This window comes from Nocardiopsis sp. CNT312 (genome assembly GCF_000515115.1).
GTDB lineage: Bacteria > Actinomycetota > Actinomycetes > Streptosporangiales > Streptosporangiaceae > Nocardiopsis.
In genome coordinates this window covers 154,950-172,911 of record NZ_AZXF01000014.1, presented here as the reverse complement: position 1 = coordinate 172,911, position 17,962 = coordinate 154,950, and the positions used below count along the sequence as shown (strand labels likewise).

Genomic DNA, 17,962 nt, shown 5'->3' with positions numbered 1-17,962 from the left:
CGTTAAGTCCCTTTGCGCTGATGGTACTGCCCTGTGGTGGGGTGGGAGAGTAGGTCGCTGCCACGGTTTTTTGTTGGGGTCGGGGTTGTTCCTTTGGGGGTGGCTCCGGCCCTGTTTTTTTTGTGTGCGGGCTTGTGAACATGTGAATGCCAGTGGAGCGGCTCCGAAGGGCCGCCGAGAGCGGGTCATGGGAGAATCGTCCCTATGACCCCTATGACGAAGAACATGCCCGAGGAACTCCTGGCGGTCGCCGAGTCGGCCAAGGGATTCATGCCCACGGACGAGGGCGCTGTTCTCTTCACCACCGCACTCGACTACGCGCACGTCGGCCCCATCGTGGAGATCGGGACCTACTGCGGCAAGTCCACCGTCTTCCTGGGGGCGGCCGCCCGGCAGGCGGGGGGAAAGGTCTACACGGTGGACCACCACCGGGGCTCCGAGGAGCACCAGGTGGGATGGGAGTACCACGACGAGACCCTGGTGGACGGGGTCAGCGGGAAGTTCGACACCCTGCCGCACTTTCGCCGTACGATCACCCGGGCCGGGCTGGACGACGAAGTGATCGCTCTGGTCGGCCCCTCGGCGGATCTCGCCCGTGTCTGGGGCGCACCGATCGGGATGCTCTTCATCGACGGCGGCCACAGCGAGGAGGCCGCCCAGAACGACTACACCGGATGGAGCCCGCACATCGCCGCAGGCGGCGCGCTGGTCATCCACGACGTGTTCCCCGACCCCGCCGACGGCGGTCGGCCACCCCATGACATCTACCGCAGGGCCCTCGACTCCGGCCGCTTCGAGGAGAGGCGGGCGGTCGGATCGATGCGGGTTCTTGAACACGTCGAGTGACCTGTGCGGGAGAACACCCCGAAGTTCGATATCGCTTGTATAACGGGCGAAGTCGGTGCCGGATCCCCAGCCGGGAGCAAGGCACCCGACGATCTGCTGTTTTCCGCGGGTATCGTGGACGGGGGACCGGGCGGACATGGCGTTATTCCCCGAGCCATTGCTTTGGTCCTGATTTCCACTGAACCGAAGCAGGGTACTCGCGCGTCGAAGTCGACGAGGTCGCAGACAGCGGTGCCGGCACGTGATTGGTCATGGGGGCGGGGAACTGAGCGAGAGCACACACGGCGGCGGTGGGGCGGACGGGCAGCGTCCTGAGACCGATACGCCGGACAACACCAACACCTCTGCTGAAGAGCTGCCCAGCGAGACGACTCCTGAGAGCGGTGTTCCCACTGCGGACGGGGGGCAACCCTCCGAGAACGCAGGGGATTCCCCCGCTTCCCAGTTCATCAATCCCGTCTCGTTCAAGACCAGCGGGTCCTTCTTTCGGGAGCGGGTCGCCCAGGCTCTGGCGGAACAGGGGTTCGGTACCGACGAGCCCACTCCTGAATCCACTGCGGGCCAGGACAGGGACGAGGATTCCGTGTCCTCCGAAGGGGCCGAGGACACGGAGCGGTCAGCGCAGCCGGTGGACGCCGCCGCCGATACCGGAGCAGCGGACGGGGAGGCGCCCCTTCCCGAGCTGAGTGGGGCCGACGCCCCCGAGGCCGGTATCCCCGAACAGGGCCGTACCGCTGAAGGCGCCGCCGGAGCGGAGGAGGGCGGCGGGACCGTCCGCCCCGCCTTCGACACCGCCGAAGCGGCCGTCTCCGGGAAGACGGCCGGGGCCACGACGGACCCGGAGGAGGGGACGGAGCCCTTCGAGGCGCCGCCCGTGTCCGCTGCCGCCGCTGTTGCGCCGGAGACCGCTGACTCGGAGACGGGTGACTGCGGCACCAACGCGTCGTCCTCCGAGGCCGAGAGCGTGTCGACTCATGCGGGAGCACAGGCCGAGGACGGTGGTGCCGAGGCCGGAACCGGTGCCGAGGCAGACGACGCCACGGAACGGCTGTGGCCGACCGGACAGCGGCTCTCCGAGGTGGAGACCGCCGACCGAGCGCCCCGCCCCGCCGAGTCGGCCCCCGCACCCGCCTCCGCGGCGGCCGCGGGCGGAACACCGCCTCCGGAGCATTTCGGTCCCCCGTCCGCGCCGCCGCCGGAGGGCCCCCCGATCCCGGGCGGTCCTCCGACGGGACCGGCAGGGCCGGCGGGAACGGGACCGGGCCGCCCGACCGGCAAGCGCACCAGCCCTCTGTGGTGGCGGCTCGTCCGGGTCCCCCTCGTCGTCCTGGGACTGATCCTCGTGGTCGGCTGCGGAGTGTTCGCCTACTTCTACTCCACGGTCGAGGTCCCCGACGCGGCCAAGGCCGACGTCTTCACCGAGGGCTCCACCTTCTACTACGCCGACGGTGAGACCGTGTTCGCCGAGCGCGGTGTCGACCGGGAGATCCTCTCCTACGAGGAGATGATCGCGGGCGGGGACCACATGGTGGAGGCGGTCATCTCCGCTGAGGACCGGGGCTTCTGGGAGGAGCCCGGCGTCTCGGTGAGCGGGACGACCCGCGCCGTCTGGAACACCGCCACCGGGCAGCAGGTACAGGGCGGTTCCACCATCACCCAGCAGATGGTCCGCAACTACTACGAGGGTGTTTCCCTGGAGCAGACGGTCAGCCGGAAGGTCCAGGAGATCGTCATCGCCATCAAGATCGACCGGAGCGAGTCGAAGGAGTGGGTGATGGAGCAGTACCTCAACACCATCTACTTCGGCCGCCAGGCGTACGGGGTCCAGGCCGCCGCGGAGGCGTACTACCGCAAGGACGTCCAGGAGCTCACCCCTGAGGAGGCCGCCTTCCTGGCCGCCGCCATCCAGCAGCCCACCCGGTTCGGGGAGGCCGACGTGGAGACCACGCCGGCGATGGAGGAGCGCTGGCAGTACGTCATCGACGGCATGGTCGTCACCGGTGCCATCACCCAGGCCGAGGCCGACACCATGGAGTTCCCGGCGCCCGAGCCGACCCGGCAGGGCTCCGACCTCAGCGGGTACCGGGGCTACATGCTCCAGGAGGCGATGAGCGAGCTGGAGCGGCTCGGCTTCACCGAGGACATGATCAACCGGCAGGGCTACCGGATCGTCACCACGTTCAACCAGGACATGATGCAGGCCGCCTACGACGCGGTCGACGCCCTCGTCGAACAGGAGGACCTGTCCGAGGGTGTCAACATCGGCCTGAGCAGTGTGGACCCGGCCACCGGTGAGGTCCTGGCCTTCTTCGGCGGGCACGACTACAACGACAACCAGTACGACAGCTCGTTCCTGGGTTCGGCGCAGGCAGGGTCGGCGTTCAAGCCGTACGTGCTGGCGACCGCGCTCGAACAGGGCATCGGCCTGTACACGACGGTGGACGGGCGCGGCCCGAAGGACATCAACGGTGCCCGCATCCAGAACGCGGGCAACTCGGCGGGCGGCATCATGACGCTCACCCAGGCGACCCAGGTGTCCAACAACCTGGGCTACATCGAACTCGCCGAGCGGGTGGGCTACGAGGAGATCCGGGAGACCGCCTACGCGGCCGGACTGCCCGAGGGGAGCATCCCCGACAGGCAACTGGTCCCGGTCATGCCCCTGGGTGCGAACAGCGTCAGCCCGGTCGACCAGGCCAGTGGGTATGCCACGTTCGCCAACGGCGGTGTGCACGTCGAGAGGCACGTGGTCAGGGAGATCGTCAACCGGGAGGGTGAGAACGAGCGCCCGGAGGTGGAGAGCGGCCGGGTGCTGTCCGAGGACACCGCCGCCGACCTCACCTACGCCCTGGAGGGTGTGGCCAACAGCGGCACCGGCCGGAACGCGAACCTGTGGGACCCGGACCACCCCACCGCGGGCAAGACCGGGACCGTCCGGGACGAGCAGAGCGGTGGGACCGCCGCCGCCTGGTTCGTCGGGTACACGCCCCAACTGTCGACGTCCGTCGGGGTGTACAGCGACAACAACCGCGGCTTCACCATCCCCGGCCAGGTCATCGCCAGCACGGGGCTGCCCTCGCAGATCTGGAACGACTACATGACGGTCGCGATGGAGGGCTACGAGCCCGCCTCCTTCCCGGAGCCGGCGTTCGGCGGGACCAACCAGAACTGGGCACCGGTGATCACCGAACCGCCCGCGGAGGACACCGGCGAGCCCGAGGAACCGACTCTCCCGGAGCCTCCGGAGTTCCCCGAGCTGCCGATCGATCCCCCCGTCGACCCGGTCGACCCCGTCGATCCGGTGGACCCGGGCGGGACCGGCACACCGGTGGACCCGGGCGGCGGTGAGACCGACCCCTGGGGTGGCGGGGACACACTCGACGGAGCACCGGGGGAGTCCAGGTAGCCGGGGAGCACGAGGGGCGCTCTCCGCGTCGACGGACGCGGAGGGTGCCCCGTCAGTCTTCGTCCCAGGCGTGCAGGAACACCCGGGAGCCGCCGGTCGCCCCGGCCAGGGCGTCCACCGCCAGGATCACGGCCGCTGAGGTCCAGGTGCTGCGCTCCACTGGCCAGCGGGTCTGCTCGGCGAACTGGTAGCCGGTCCAGTAGGCGCCGTCGTGGGGGTCGCGTAGGTGCTGCACGTCCCCCAGGATCCGGACCGCGGCCTCACGCTCGCCCATGGCGGTCAGGGCCAGGACGAGTTCGGACGACTCGGCCGCGGTCACCCAGGGCTGGTCGCTCACGCAGCGCACCCCCAGGCCCGGGATGACGAACCGGTCCCAGCGCTCCTTGAGGCGCTCCTTGGCGGCCACACCGGTCACGGCGCCGCCGAGGATCGGGTAGAACCAGTCCATGGAGAACCGGCTCCGGTCCGCGAACAGGTCCTCGCGCCCGTTGATGAGCTCCTCCAGACGGTCGGCGGCCGCCTCCCACGCGGGGCGTTCCTGGCCCAGGCGGACGCCCAGAGCGGCACCGCAGCGCAGCGCGTGGTGGACGCTCGAACACACGGTGAGCAGTGCGTGGTCGCCCGGGGACCCGTCCTCCGCGCGTGCCCACAGGATCTCCCCGTGCGCGCCGCGCAGGGCCAGCGCGAACTCCAGTCCCTCCTCCACGAGCGGCCACATCCGTTCGGCGAACGCGGTGTCACCGGTGGTCAGCAGGTGGTGCAGCAGCCCGACCGCGGGGTAGGCGGCGTGGTTGGCCTCGCGCAACCCGGTGACCGGGACCCCCTGGCGGAACTTGGCGGGCCAGCCGCCGTCGGGGTGGCGGGCCGACTCCAGCCACAGATAGGCGCGGCGGGCGGCCGCGGCGTGGGAGGGGACGGACCGTCCGGTGACGGCCAGGGCCATGGCGCACTCGACGTGGTCCCACACATCGGTGTGGCCGCCGGGAAACCAGGGGATCGCCCCTTCCGGCTCCTGGCTGTGCACCAGGTACTCGGCGGAGCGTGCGATCTGTTCGGCTCTCAGTACCCCAGGGAGGCTGAGGAGGGCACCCATCAGGAGCCGAGGGGCTTGCGTACGTACACGGCGACGCTCTTGCCCAGGAGGGGGTTGAGCAGGCGTTCGGCTACCCGGGTCACCTTCGGTGCCTGGAGCATGTCCCACACCAGCAGGTCGTGGTAGCGCCGGGCCGTCGGGTGGTCGTCATGGTCCGTTCCGACGGCGCACTTGATCCACCAGTAGGGCGAGTGCAGCGCGTGGGCGTGGTGGTGCGGGCCGATCTCGAAGCCGGTGGCCTTGAGCTTGGCCTCCAGTTCGGCGCGCGTGTAGATGCGGATGTGGCCGCCCTCGTTGGTGTGGTACTCCTCCGAGAGCGCCCAGCAGATCCGTTCTGGCAGGAAGCTCGGCACGGTGACCGCGGCGATCCCGCCCGGGCGCAGTACGCGGTACAGCTCCTGCATGGCGGCTGTGTCGTGGGGGATGTGCTCGAAGATCTCCGCCGCGACGACCCGGTCGAAGGAGTCGTCGTCGAAGGGCATGTCGAGGGCGTCGCCCTTGACCGTCTCGGCCGTGGCTTTCTCGGGCGCCTCGCCCTCGGCGCGCATGGCCGAGAACATCGCCTGGACCTCGGCCAGGTCGGAGACGTTCTGGTCGAAGGCGACGACGTCGGCGCCGCGGCGGTACATCTCGAAGGCGTGTCGGCCGCCGCCGCAGCCGAGGTCGAGAACGCGGTGGCCCGGCCCGACGGGGAACAGGGCGAAGTCGACGGTGATCAGTGGAGGCTCCTCGGGTCAGGCGTCGTGCGCGGGGGCCGCTGGTCCGGGGGTGTCCCGGACGGCGTCGATGGTGGAGGCGTAGCGGCGGGCGGTGAGTTCGGCGACGGCGCGCCAGGTGAACCGCTCCTGGACGCGGCGCCAGGCGGCGGCGCCCATGCGGGCGCGTTCCCGGTCGTCGTCGAGCAGGTCGGTGAGCGCGCCCGCCAGGATCTCGGGGTCTCCCGGGGGAATGAGGAGTCCGGCGTCGCCGTCGGTGCCCACGACCTCGGGGAGGGCCCCCGCGTGGCTGGCCACGAGCGGTGTGGCGCACGCCATGGCCTCCACGGCGGGGAGGGAGAACCCCTCGTAGAAGGAGGGGACGACGGCGATCTGGGCGCTGGCGATGAGTTCGGCCAGCGTCGTGTCGTCGATGCCGTTGACGAAGGTGACGCGGTCGGAGAGCGACAGTTCGTCCACGAGCCGGTCGGTGGGGCCGCCGGGGCGGGGCTTGCTGACGATGGTCAGGGACACGTCGCGTTCGGTGGCGATCTTGGCGGCGGCGCGCAGGAGGGTGGCCACGCCCTTGAGGGGGCTGTCGGCGCTGGCTGTGCACACGATGCGCCCGGGGACGCGCTCCACCTCGGTGCGGGGGTGGAAGTGGCGGGTGTCCACGCCCAGGGGCGTGACCTCCATGGCGGAGGGGGCGACGCCGAACTCCCTGGCGATGTCGTCGGCGGAGGAGCGGGAGGGGACGAGGATCGGGTCGAGTCTGCGGGCGACCCTGGCCTGCATTTTGACGAATCCGTACCAGCGCCGTTTGGAGAGTTTGTGCAGCCCCTTGGCCTCGGCGATTTCGATGCGGCGGTCCACGCTGATGGGGTGGTGGATGGTGGTGACGAGGGGCAGTCCCGTGGCGGCGATGCGCAGCAGTCCCCAGCCGAGGGTCTGGTTGTCGTGGACCACGTCGAAGTCGGTGAGGCGCTCGCGCAGGGCGCGGTTCGCGCGCAGCGAGAACGTGAGGGGTTCGGGGAAGCCGGCGGTCCACATGGTGGCGACTTCCAGGACGTCGATCCAGTCGCGCCACCGGGTGGGGGGCGGGGCCTTGAACGGGTGCGCGTCGTTGTAGAGGTCGAGGGAGGGGATCTTCTCCAGTGTGACGCCCTCATCGAGGACGGGGTAGGGCTGGCCGGAGAAGACGGTCACCTCGTGTCCGAGGGCGGCGAGTTCCCGTGACAGGTGGCGGACGTACACGCCCTGGCCGCCGACGTGCTGTTTGCTTCGGTAGGACAGCAGCGCGACGCGGAGGGGGCGGCTGGGTCCGGTGCCGGCGCCCGGCTGGGTCAAGAGTCCACCTCTCGTGGGGTCGCGGGTGCGGTCACCGTCGGTGTGAGTGTGGGGCCGTCCGGTGAGGCCGTGCGGGTGCCCACATGTTACTCGGGAGTTGTGTGGGGGTTCGCGTGGGGATGGGCTGAACGTCATCCGGTGGGCGGGTTCAGGGCGTGGCGCTCCAGCGCGGCCGGTTGGCGGGGCCGGTCCGGGAGGCGTGTGCCCGCGCCTCCGGGGTGCGCAGGTGCGCGGCGGTCTCGGAGGCGGCCATGCGGCGGGACCACGGGCCCATCGTCTCCCAGGGACGCTTCCAGGAAAGGCGGGAGGTGATCTCCCACGGCGTGGCGGTTCCCTCAGAGAGCAGGGCCGCTGTGAGGGCAGGCAGGTCAGCGTGTCGGCGTCGGGTAGCAGGCCGAGGGAGGCCTGGGAGGAGAGGACGTCGCCCAGCGGGTCCCCCTCGGCGGCGTGGAGGGGGAACTGGCCCACGTGCGGGGTGGTACCGGGAAGGACGTGGTCCCCGGTGAAGAGGAGGTGCGCGTCGGCCAGGTGCAGGCACAGGTGCCCGGGTGGGTGTCCCGGGGTCCACACCGCCCACAGGTCGCGCCCGGCCAGTTCCACGGAGGCCCCGTCGTCGAGGGGGAGATCGGCCGGTTCGGGGGGTGCCAGCACGTGCGGGGCGTCGGGGAACGCGTTGATGTCCTCCGAGGGCAGGCCCGCGGCCCGCAACTGCGTGGCGATGGACTCCGCACGCCGCTCGGGGGCGGTCGAACGTCGTTGCTCGACCACGGCGGTGTCGGCGGGGTGCATGGCGATCCAGATGTCGGAGGCCTCCCGGAGGCGGCCGACGAGGCCGGTGTGGTCGGGGTGGAAGTGGGTGAGGACTGCGCCGCGGATGCCTCCGACCGCGTGCCCGGTCTGTGCGAGGCCGACGGTGAGCGCCTTCCAGGAGTCGTCGTGGTTCCAACCGGTGCCGATGAGCGCCGGACCCTCGCGGCCCTCGACCAGGTAGACGAACGTGAAGCCGAGCGGGTGGCCGGGGATGGGCACGGGCAGGCTCCCCACGCCGTTGCCGAGGCTCTCGACCTGGGGGGTGTCGTTCATCGGGGGCGACCTCTCCAAGAGAAACCGAATCGTGTTCGATTCTAGGCCGGGGCGCTGGGCACCGTGGGTGCCGGGGCGCCGGCGGCGGGTTCCCGGCCTCGGACGACCGTACGCGACGCCCGCGGTGACGGTGGTGACGGCGGCATTCCCGGGCGCGCCGTCCCGGAGGGCCCGGGCGCTGTTGGATACCGTGTTGCCGTTCGGCCTTCGCGGGAGCGTCGGGAGGCGGTGGCCGGGGTGGCCGTAGGGTGAGGGGGACCCGTGGAGGCGCAGGCGTCGGCCGAGAGCGCGGTGCGACACCGGGAGCAGCGCCGCGAGCGTATCGTGCGAACCGCCGCGGTGCTGGTCGCGCGCGGTGGCGTCGACGCCATGCAGATGCGGTCGGTGGCCGAGCGGTCCGGGGTCGCGCTCGGTACCCTCTACCGTTACTTCCCCTCCAAGATGGACCTGGTCGCGGCTGTGGCCGCCGAGGAGGTCGACCGGATGGAGGGCGGGATCGCCCGTACCCCGTCCACGGCGCCGACGCCGGCCGGGCGTGCCGTGGACGTCCTGATGCGTGCCACGCGGTGGTTGATGCGCGAGCCCGAACTCGCTGACGCGCTGGTCCGGTCGCTCCTGACGGCCGAGGGCGGGCCCGGGAGGCGTGTCTGCGACCTCGTGCGGCGGGCCGCCGGGGAACCCGGCCGCGGGGGGCCGGCCGACCGGGAGGAACCGGGGCAGGTCCTGGCCGGGGCGCTGGCCAGCGTGTGGGTCCTCGAACTGGTGGGGGTTCTGCGGGGCCGCCGCGACCCGGACGGGGTGGAGCGGCGCCTGCGCACCGTGGCGGAGCGCCTGTTCGCCCCCTCCTGAGCGATCCCTCACCCGCCGCCGAGGAGCAGGCCGAGCAGGCCGCCGATCAGCCCGTCCGGGGGGTCCTGCCCGCCGTCCGTCGTACCGCCGCTGGGGCTCTCCTGCGGAGCCGTCGCGGTCTCGGGGGGCGGCGGCGCGGAGGGTGCGGAGGGTGCGGTTTCGGGTGGGGAGTCCAGGGCGGTGGACTCGGCGTCCGCCAACGACGGGGGCTCAGGTGTGCTGGAGGGGGAGTCCGCCGGGGCGGGGGCGGTGTTCTGTGCGCGTTCGGCGGTGGACTGGTGGCCGGGCGTCCCCCCACCGGGGTGCGTGTCGGTGGGGGAGGGCGGCGTGGGGACGTCGTGTGCCTGAGGGCTGCGCGCGGCCTCGGGCGACTCGGCTCCGATCACGGTCGGGGGCGCGCCGAGCGCGCTGGCCCACGACCAGAGGGAGACGGCCAGGGCGATCGTGACCAGGCCCGAGACGGCCGACAGCGGCCAGTGCCGGGGCAGGAACCGCTGTTCGGGGGCGTGTACGGCGTCCGGGGCGTCCAGGACGGTGGTCACCTCCTCGCGGACCGGGTGGTCGCGGGTGGTGACGCGGTCCCCGGGCAGGGCGCGCGGCAGGGGCTCGGCGGCAAGCTCGGGCGTCTCCGGTTCGGGCTCCTCGTCGGGGCCGCCCGCGCGGCCCCGGTGCACCGGGTACCCCTCGGCGGTGAGTGGGCGCATCGCGTCGGTGATCCGTGCGCGTGTTCCGGCCAGGGACGGGTCCAGGCAGGTGCTGACCACGAGGTCGCGCAGGCCGGGGGGCGGGCCGGGCGGCCGGAGCAGGGCGAGGGCTGAGGAGACCTGTTGGACCTGGGTGCGCCACAGGGCCTCGGGGTCCTGGAAGGCGCCGTGTTCGGACAGCCCCTCGAAGGCGCGGCGGATCGCCGAGCGTGACAGTTCGGAGCACAGTGCCCCCTCCAGGCCGAGGATGCGCGCGATGGCGGCGGGCGGCAGGGCATGGCGCAGGTTCAGTTCGACCAGTTCCCGATGGCTTGCGGGCAGCCGGGAGAACATGCGTGCCACCGGTTCCTCCGCAGGGACGGTGGCCAGCTGCGTGTAGGGGCAGGTGAGGGCGAACCCCCGGTGTTGGCAGGCGGAGCGGACCAGTGCGTAGAGGCGGGGCCCGCGGTCGTCGGGGTCGTCGCGGCCGGGAGCGAGGGCGAGGGCGGCGACCAGGCCGTCGTGTACGGCTTCGGCCACGCGGTCGGCTGGAGCGTTCCCCTCGCCTCGCCCGGGGCTGGGTACGGCGGTGCCGCCCAACAGGGTCCAGGCGTACCGGTACAGGGCGGGGGCGAAGGCGTCGTAGAGCGCCTCCACCTCGGCCTGTGCCAGTACGTCTCTTTCGGTGCCTTCGGTACTTCTGGTCACGATTCTCCCCCCGCTCGAACCGAGACGCTAGCGAGGGGAGCCACGTACTGCTGGAGAATCGATGACCTGTGGCCTGAAGGTAAGACTTCTGTTACCACGGGTACAGAGGAGTCTGTCCTTTCGGTGATGGGGGCCGCCGGAGTGCCCCCTCACTCACCGCCCCGTGACGGGGAGCCGATGGCGATCATGCGCTCGACCGAGCGGCGGGCGCGCTCGGAGGTGTCGGCGTCGACGGTGATCTCGGTGGTGCCCAGACGCAGCGAGTCGAGCAGCTTCTGGGAGTCGATCATCTTCATGTAGTGGCACTCGGCGCGCGAGTTCACCGGTTCGAACTCGGTGACGCTGTTGCTGTTGCGCAGTTGGTGCAGCATGCCGGTCTCGGTGGCGATGAGCACCTTCTTGGCGCTGGTGTTCTCCGCGGCGGTGAGCATTCCGCCGGTGGAGAGGATCTTGACGCGGTCCTGGGGGACGGCGCCGCTGCCTACGAGGTACAGGGCCGAGGTGGCGCAGCCGCACTCGGGGTGGACGTAGACCTCCGCGTCCGGTTCGGACTCCACCCGCTCGCGCAGGGTGTGGCCGTCGATGCCGGCGTGGACGTGGCACTCGCCCATCCACACGTGGATGTTCTCCCTGCCGGTGACCCGCTTGACATGCGCGCCCAGGAACTGGTCCGGGAGGAAGAGGATCTCCCGGTCCTCGGGGATGGAGCGGATGACGTCGGCGGCGTTGGAGGAGGTGCAGCAGATGTCGGTCTCGGCCTTGACCGCCGCCGTGGTGTTCACGTAGGCGACCACGACGGCGCCGGGGTGCTCGGCCTTCCAGGCCCGCACGTCCGCGGCGGTGATGGTGTCGGCCAGCGAGCACCCGGCGTTCGGGTCGGGCAGCAGGACGGTCTTCTCCGGGGCGAGGATCTTCGCGGTCTCGGCCATGAAGTGCACGCCGCAGAAGACGATGGTGCCGGCGTCGACGCTCGCGGCCAGTCGGGAGAGGGCCAGGGAGTCACCCGTGTGGTGGGCGACGTCCTGGATCTCCGGGCGCTGGTAGTTGTGCGCGAGGATGACGGCGTCGCGCTCGTCGGCCAGACGACGGACCTCGTCGGCCCATTCCTGCCTGCTCATGGTGTCCGCGGAGGCGGTGACCGGTGCCATTGTGTACTACTTCCTTGAGGCTGGGGCGCGCCGCTCGGGGCACCGCGCCGGGAGCGGTTGTTCCTGACCGCTGGTTTTTGTCTGTCAGTCACAAACCTCGTGTAGCTTAACATGACGTACAACAGAAGGGACAGGGGTGGACATCCCCGCAGCAAACGGACAGGTTATGGCGGATCCCGCAGGGCACGCGGAGCCTCTCGCCGCGCACGAGGCCCTGGCGGTGGTGCTGCAGATCCGTGCGGGCCGCCTGTGCGTCCTGCTCTGGCGCCGCGCACTGCCGCCCTGCGAGGGCGCGTGGTCCCTGCCCGGTGGACGCCTGCGGCCCGACGAGAACCTGGGTGCCTCCGTCGCGCGCCAGCTCGCCCAGAAGGTCGATGTGCGCGATCTCTCCCACCTGGAGCAACTGGAGACCCGCAGCGACCCCGACCGGCGCCCCGGGGACCGCACACTCGCCACGGCCTACCTCGGCCTGGTCCCCGCCCGCATCGACCCCGTCGTCCCCGAGGACACCGACTGGCACCCGGCCTCGGACCTTCCGGTGATGGCCTTCGACCACGCCTCCATCGTCCGCTCCGGGCGCAAGCGCCTGCGCTCCAAACTGAGCTACACGAACGTGGGCTTCGCGCTGGCGCCCCCCGAGTTCACGATGTCGGAGCTGTCGGGGTACTACCGGGCCGCCCTCGGCCACGACGTGACCGCCACCAACCTGCGCCGGGTCCTGCTGCGACGCGGACAGATCGAGGAGACCGGGAGGTCGGTGCCCTCGGGCCGTTCCGGCGGGCGCCCCGCCGCGCTCTTCCGATTCCGGGCGCGCGAACTGGAGGTCACCGACGCCTTCGCCGTGCTGCGCCCGCCCGAACGCGCCTGACCGGGGGGACGAGGTCCCCGATAGACTCCCTGACCGTGGCAATTCGTACTGCTGTGTTCGACGTCGGCGAGACCCTGGTCGACGAGACGCGGATCTTCGAGCGCTGGGCCGACCGGCTGGGGGTCCCGCGCATGGCCTTCTTCGGCACCATCGGCGGGGTCATCGCCACCGGCGGGACCCTCGCCGAGGCGTTCCGACTCGTCGTCCCGGGATTCGACCTGGAGCTGGAGAGCGCGCGCTGGCGCGAGGAGGAACCTGAGGGGGAGCGGGAGCACTTCGGAGAGGCGGACCTGTACCCCGACGTGCGCCCCGCCTTCGCCGTGATGCGCGGAGCCGGACTGTCCCTGTTGATCGCCGGGAACCAGCCCCCCGAGGCCGGACCGGCCCTGGAGGCCATGGACCTGGGCGTCGACGGCATCGGCATCTCCGACACCTGGGGCGTCCACAAGCCCGAGCCCGCGTTCTTCGACCGTGTCCTCGCACTCGCCGCCGCCGACCGCCCGGCGATCACCCCGGACGAGATCCTCTACGTCGGAGACCGGGTCGACAACGACGTCCTGCCCGCCCGTCGGGCCGGGATGCGCACGGCCCTGCTCCGCCGGGGCCTGTACGGCTACCGGCACGCCGCGGCCCCGGAGGCCGCCGAGGCCGACGCGGTCGTGGACGACCTCCACCAGCTCGCTGCCTGGGTTCAGTCCACCGCGTGGTAGCGGCCCGCCCGGCGCACCAGGGCCGGGCCTTCGCCCACGACGGCGGGCAGGTCGACGACGTCGGCGAAGAACACCGTGTGGTCGCCGACCTCCACCCGCTGCCGCACCGAGCACTCCAGAGCGGCCAGCGCCTCATCGAGGACCAGGGCACGCGTGTGCCCGCCCCGGTGGTGGGGCTGGCCCGAGACGAGCAGACGGGCGCTGGGCCGCCCCTCCGCGGAGAAGCGGCCAGCCAGGGCGCGCTGGCCGGCGCCGAGCACGCTCACCGCGAAGGCGCCGACCTCCTCGATCACCTCGGCCATGTAGCCGTCCGATCCCACGCTCACCGACACGATCGGGGGGGCGGTCGAGACCGATCCGAACGCGCTGACCGTCGCGCCGACGTCGTCGCGGCCGTCGGCCACGGTCACGACGGTCACCCCGGTGGCCACAAGTGCCATCGCGTCCAGGAACGTGCCGGTCAACGGACCTCCCAGCCGCCGGGCATCGTCAGCGGGCCCGAGGCGGGCAGACCCATGGCCAGGGCCGCCTGCTCCAGCGGACCCCAGGCCCCCAGGGTGCTCTGCGGCTGGGCGGCGGCCAAGTCCTCACTGGACTCGTGCGAGCGGAGCCGGTCCAGCGGGTGTGTGTGCGGGAACGGCCGCAGCGGCAGTGGCCCGGAGCCTGCCCTGGCACGGGCCAGGCGCACCGCGGTGGCCAGCCCGCCGAGTTCGTCCACCAGGCCGTGCCCGTGGGCGTCGCGGCCGGTCCAGATCCGTCCGCGCGCCACCTCGTGCACCTGCTCGCGGGTCATGCCGCGTGCCTTGGCGACCTTGCCGACGAAGTCGTCGTAGATGTCGTCCAGCAGCGCGTTGACCCGCTCCCACTCCGACGCGCTGAAGGGGCGGGTGGTGTCGAACATCCCCGCGTGCGGTCCGCTGCTCACCGAGTCCGTGGTGACACCGAACCGCTCCATGAGCGCACCCAGCACCGGCTTGCCGACGATGACGCCGATGGACCCGGTGATGGTGCCGGGCTGGGCCACGACGGCGTCCGAGCCGAGGGTCACGTAGTATCCGCCCGAGCCGGCGATGTCCCCCATGGCTGACACCACGGGGATCCCCGCTTTGCTGGTCAGTTCGCTCTCGCGGCGGATCGCGTCCGAGGCGGTGGCGGATCCGCCCCGGCTGTCGACACGGAAGACCACCGCCTTGACCTGAGGATCCTTGCGGGCGGCGCGGAAGGCGGCCGTTACGGTGTCCGACCCCATGACGGTGCCGCCGCCGAGCGGGGAGCGGCGCGACCGGCCCAGGGTGATCGGGCCGGACGCCGAGATCAGCGCGATGTAGCCGGGGCCGCCCGCCACCCTCGGCCTGGGCGCGGGCACGTGCTTGCGGTGGTAGCGCGCCACGAACCGCAGCTGCGGCTCGCGGTCCCCGCCGTGCTCGCGGCGCACGCGCTCCATCACGTCCCCGTACACCTCGTCGCGGTAGGCCAGGGCGTCGACCAAGCCGGCGTCGAGGGCTTCCCCGGGCATGAACGGGCCGCGTTCGACCATTTCCCGCACGGCCTCGACCGTCAGACCGCGCGCCTGGGCGACGGCCTCGGTGACCTGGTCGCTGAGCGAGGTGACGATCCCGTCCACCGCCTCGCGGTGGGCGTCGGTGAACCCGGTCTCGGTGACCCCGTTCAGAGCGTTCTTGTACTCGTGCCGCTTGCCGACCTCGTAGGTGACCCCGAGTCTGTCGATGGCGCCCTTGACGAAGGTGCCCCGCATGATCAGCCCGGTCAGGCCGAGGGCGCCGGTGGGGGACATGACCACCCGGGAGAACGCGCACGCCAGGTAGTACGGGAGGTTGCCCGCCCCGGCCTCGCCGAAGGAGTCGGCCCAGGCGATCGCGGGCTTGCCCGAGGCGCGAAAGTCCGTGACCGCCTCGCGCAGCTCCTGCACCTTGGCGAACCCGAGGCTGCGGGCGTCGATTCTCGCGACCAGCGCCGCGACCCTCCGGTCGCGCGCGCCCCGCCGGATCCCCTCGACGACGTCGAGGAAGTGCTGTCGGCGACGGTTCATGATCTGGCTGATCGGGTCGGCGGGGGCCTCGTCGGCGACCCCCTCGGTCAGGTCCAGTTCCAGCACCAGCGGCCCGTGCGGGCGCGGTACCAGACCGGAAAGGGACAAGGGCTCCGTGATCTTCGCGAGGTCCACCATGGCCCCAGAGTAGTGGCCGCGGTCCAGCCGGTCCCGCGTCCGGCGCGGCTCTCCGGTGATTCGGCCGCTAGCTGCGTTTACGCGAGGTCTGCCGTCTATGCCCTAAGGTCGGAGTGTTCTGATCCGCGGGACGCAGGTTGAGAGGAACGACGCATGGCGGGCACGAGGGACGGGGCCGTCCACGGAGGACGGGTGACCGGGGCGGTTCGGGCCGGAGTGGTCGCCGCCGCGGTCCTGGTGCTCGGCGCCTGCGCCGGCGGCGGGTCCGAGGGAGGGACCGCGGGGGGCGCCGAGATGGTGCTCGGGCAGAGCGGCTCGATGCCCCCGGTCGCGTCCTCCGACACGGAGGTCCTCGTCACGAGCGAGGTGTCGGGCATCGCCCTGGGGGTCCCGGAGGACTGGGAGGCCCGCCAGGAGGGCGGTGCGCTGTGCGTGATCCCGCCCGGGCAGCCCGACTGCGCCTACGGTTCGATCCGGTTGGTGCCCCACGCCGCGGAGAACCACCCCCAGGGCTGGCCGGGCAAGGACGAGTCCTTCAACGACGAGAACGGCTGGGCCGCCGCCCCCGACGGGTGCCGCAGCCTCAACACGGCGGCCTCGGGCAGTATCGGCGTGCGGGAGGCGAGCCTCTCCCACGGTTTCTTCGACCACGCCGACACCCTCACCTCGCACCACTCCGTGTGGACGGTGACCTGTGCCAACGACGACACCTTCGAGGTGCGGATGTGGTTCCTGCCGCTGAGCGACGTGCTCCTGTACGTGTGGTCGGTCGACGCCCAGTACGGAGCCGTCTACGACCGGATCGCCGAGTCCATGGACACCACGAATTACCAATGACCGGGGCGCGCTCGGCCCGCCGGAGGAAGTCCGGGCGGATTGTCCGGATCGGATGTCGGCACACCCCCGTGGAGGCCGTAGGGTCGTAGTCGTGGGGCGCCACAGGGTGGCGCTGGACGTTCGGCTACGGCGCAGATCGGGGTGCAGCACTGGTGACCACCATTGGAGCGGCGGGACGTGTGGGGCAGTACACGCTCGACAACGGATTGCGCCTGGTGACCGTCCCGGCCTCCACAGGACAGGTAGCCGCGGTCAACCTGTGGTACGGGGTCGGTTCCCGCCACGAGGTGCCCGGACGCACGGGCTTCGCGCACCTGTTCGAGCACCTGATGTTCCAGGGCAGCGGCAACGTCGTCAAGGGCGAGCACTTCGACGTGGTCGAGCGGCTGGGCGGCGAGATCAACGCCTCCACCTCCACCGACCGGACCAACTACTACGAGACGGTCCCCGAGCACGCGCTCGACCTCATCCTGTGGCTGGAGGCGGACCGCCTGTCCACCCTGCGCGAGGGGATGACCCAGGAGGTCCTCGACAACCAGCGCGACGTCGTCAAGAACGAGCGCCGTCAGCGCTACGACAACCAGCCCTACGGCACCGCCCTGGAGCGCATCCTGCGCCTGGCCTACCCGGAGGGCCACCCCTACCACCACCCGACCATCGGCTCCATGGCGGACCTGGACGCGGCCGACCTGGACTACGTGAAGTCCTTCCACAAGGTGCACTACGGTCCGGACAACTGCGTCCTCACCGTGATCAGCGGCCTCGACCCCGAGGACGTCCTGGCCCGCGTCAAGCACTACTTCGGCCCGATCCCCGCACGCGAGTCCGCCCCCGAGGCACCCGACGCCTCCCTCTCCGCGCCCCTGGGCGGCCCGGTGCGGGACGCGGTGACCGAGACGGTTCCCGCCGCCGGCGTGTTCGCCGGGTACCGCGTCGCCCCCTACGGCACGCGCGAGTTCGACGTCATGCACCTGGCCTCGGCGGTGCTCGGGCAGGGGCAGGGCAGCCGCCTCTACCGCTCCCTGGTGGTCGACCGGCCCATCGCCGCCGACGACGGCGGCGCCGCCGCGGACCTTCTGCCCTTCCGCTACACCGACAGCCTGCTGCTGGTGAACATGCTCTCCCGGGACGGCGTGAGCGGCGACGAGCTGGAGGCCGCCATGCGCGAGGAGATCGCCAAGCTCGCTTCGGGCATCACCGAGGAGGAGCTCGACCGCGCCCGCGCCGTCCTGGAGCGCGACCACCTCCAGTCCATCTCCGGACCGGCTGGCCTGGCCGATGCCCTCGGCAGCGCCACCCAGCTTCTGGGCGACCCCGAGCTCGTCTTCACCTGGCCCGAGCGCTGGGCCGACATCACCGCCGAGGAGGTCCGGTCGGCGGTCGAGCGCCTGCTCGTCGACGACAACCTCCTCATCGTCCGCTTCGACCCCGAGACGGACGGGGAGCCGGCCGGCGGGGTTCCCGAGACAGCCGCGCCCTAGTCCGATTCCGTACGCCGCAG

Annotated in this window: 14 protein-coding genes and 1 pseudogene; 7 read left to right on the top strand and 8 right to left on the bottom strand. The window is 71.6% G+C overall.

The features are described from left to right. Positions 1-213: 213 nt before the first annotated feature. Positions 214-846: a class I SAM-dependent methyltransferase gene (locus B042_RS0106350; RefSeq protein WP_028647576.1), complete on the top strand. Its 633-nt coding sequence runs from the start codon at positions 214-216 to the stop codon at positions 844-846. A 583-nt stretch (positions 847-1,429) separates the two neighbouring features. Continuing rightward, positions 1,430-4,252, top strand: a complete 2,823-nt coding sequence (locus B042_RS0106345) for a transglycosylase domain-containing protein (protein WP_369797674.1) — start codon at positions 1,430-1,432, stop codon at positions 4,250-4,252. Positions 4,253-4,304: 52 nt separating this feature from the next. Here B042_RS0106345 and B042_RS0106340 read toward each other — a convergent pair whose 3' ends face one another. From B042_RS0106340 to B042_RS24765, 4 genes and pseudogenes are all read right to left on the bottom strand, one after another. Further along, positions 4,305-5,345 (bottom strand): prenyltransferase, encoded by a 1,041-nt coding sequence (locus tag B042_RS0106340; protein ID WP_036554085.1) that lies wholly within the window; start codon positions 5,343-5,345, stop codon positions 4,305-4,307. Then, the gene (locus tag B042_RS0106335; protein ID WP_028647573.1) at positions 5,345-6,064 is read right to left on the bottom strand and encodes a class I SAM-dependent methyltransferase; all 720 of its coding nucleotides are present in this window, start codon (positions 6,062-6,064) and stop codon (positions 5,345-5,347) included. Before B042_RS0106335 ends, B042_RS0106340 begins: the two co-directional genes overlap by 1 nt. 15 nt (positions 6,065-6,079) lie before the next feature. Next, positions 6,080-7,387 carry a glycosyltransferase family 4 protein gene (locus B042_RS0106330; RefSeq protein ID WP_028647572.1) on the bottom strand — a complete coding sequence of 436 codons (1,308 nt, stop codon included), beginning with the start codon at positions 7,385-7,387 and terminating at the stop codon, positions 6,080-6,082. Positions 7,388-7,804: 417 nt separating this feature from the next. Next, positions 7,805-8,470, bottom strand: a pseudogene (locus tag B042_RS24765) (MBL fold metallo-hydrolase); the annotation flags it as partial. A 261-nt stretch (positions 8,471-8,731) separates the two neighbouring features. Here B042_RS24765 and B042_RS0106325 point away from each other — a divergent pair. Then, the gene (locus B042_RS0106325; RefSeq protein ID WP_028647571.1) at positions 8,732-9,319 is read left to right on the top strand and encodes a TetR family transcriptional regulator; all 588 of its coding nucleotides are present in this window, start codon (positions 8,732-8,734) and stop codon (positions 9,317-9,319) included. 8 nt (positions 9,320-9,327) lie between these two features. On the opposite strand, the gene B042_RS22115 is transcribed toward B042_RS0106325, so the two are convergent. Next, positions 9,328-10,710: an RNA polymerase sigma factor gene (locus tag B042_RS22115; RefSeq protein WP_051415502.1), complete on the bottom strand. Its 1,383-nt coding sequence runs from the start codon at positions 10,708-10,710 to the stop codon at positions 9,328-9,330. 149 nt (positions 10,711-10,859) lie between these two features. Continuing rightward, complete coding sequence (gene nadA, locus B042_RS0106315; protein WP_028647570.1) at positions 10,860-11,858, bottom strand: quinolinate synthase NadA; 999 nt, start codon at positions 11,856-11,858, stop codon at positions 10,860-10,862. A 166-nt stretch (positions 11,859-12,024) separates the two neighbouring features. Here nadA and B042_RS0106310 point away from each other — a divergent pair, with 166 nt between their 5' ends. Together B042_RS0106310 and B042_RS0106305 are read left to right on the top strand one after the other, a co-directional pair. Then, positions 12,025-12,726 (top strand): NUDIX domain-containing protein, encoded by a 702-nt coding sequence (locus B042_RS0106310; RefSeq protein ID WP_081748625.1) that lies wholly within the window; start codon positions 12,025-12,027, stop codon positions 12,724-12,726. Between the two features lie 35 nt (positions 12,727-12,761). After that, positions 12,762-13,436, top strand: coding sequence for an HAD family hydrolase (locus tag B042_RS0106305; protein ID WP_028647568.1), 675 nt, complete (start codon positions 12,762-12,764; stop codon positions 13,434-13,436). Here B042_RS0106305 and B042_RS0106300 read toward each other — a convergent pair. Next, positions 13,418-13,876 carry a flavin reductase family protein gene (locus B042_RS0106300; RefSeq protein ID WP_036554130.1) on the bottom strand — a complete coding sequence of 153 codons (459 nt, stop codon included), beginning with the start codon at positions 13,874-13,876 and terminating at the stop codon, positions 13,418-13,420. The two genes, B042_RS0106305 and B042_RS0106300, sit on opposite strands and share 19 nt — an antisense overlap. Positions 13,877-13,896: 20 nt before the next feature. Continuing rightward, the gene (gene sppA, locus B042_RS0106295; RefSeq protein ID WP_028647566.1) at positions 13,897-15,624 is read right to left on the bottom strand and encodes a signal peptide peptidase SppA; all 1,728 of its coding nucleotides are present in this window, start codon (positions 15,622-15,624) and stop codon (positions 13,897-13,899) included. Positions 15,625-15,777: 153 nt separating this feature from the next. Between sppA and B042_RS0106290 the strand changes: the two genes are divergently transcribed. Beyond that, positions 15,778-16,461, top strand: a complete 684-nt coding sequence (locus B042_RS0106290; RefSeq protein ID WP_028647565.1) for a hypothetical protein — start codon at positions 15,778-15,780, stop codon at positions 16,459-16,461. A 152-nt stretch (positions 16,462-16,613) separates the two neighbouring features. Then, positions 16,614-17,942, top strand: coding sequence for a pitrilysin family protein (locus tag B042_RS0106285; protein ID WP_028647564.1), 1,329 nt, complete (start codon positions 16,614-16,616; stop codon positions 17,940-17,942). Positions 17,943-17,962 lie beyond the last annotated feature (20 nt).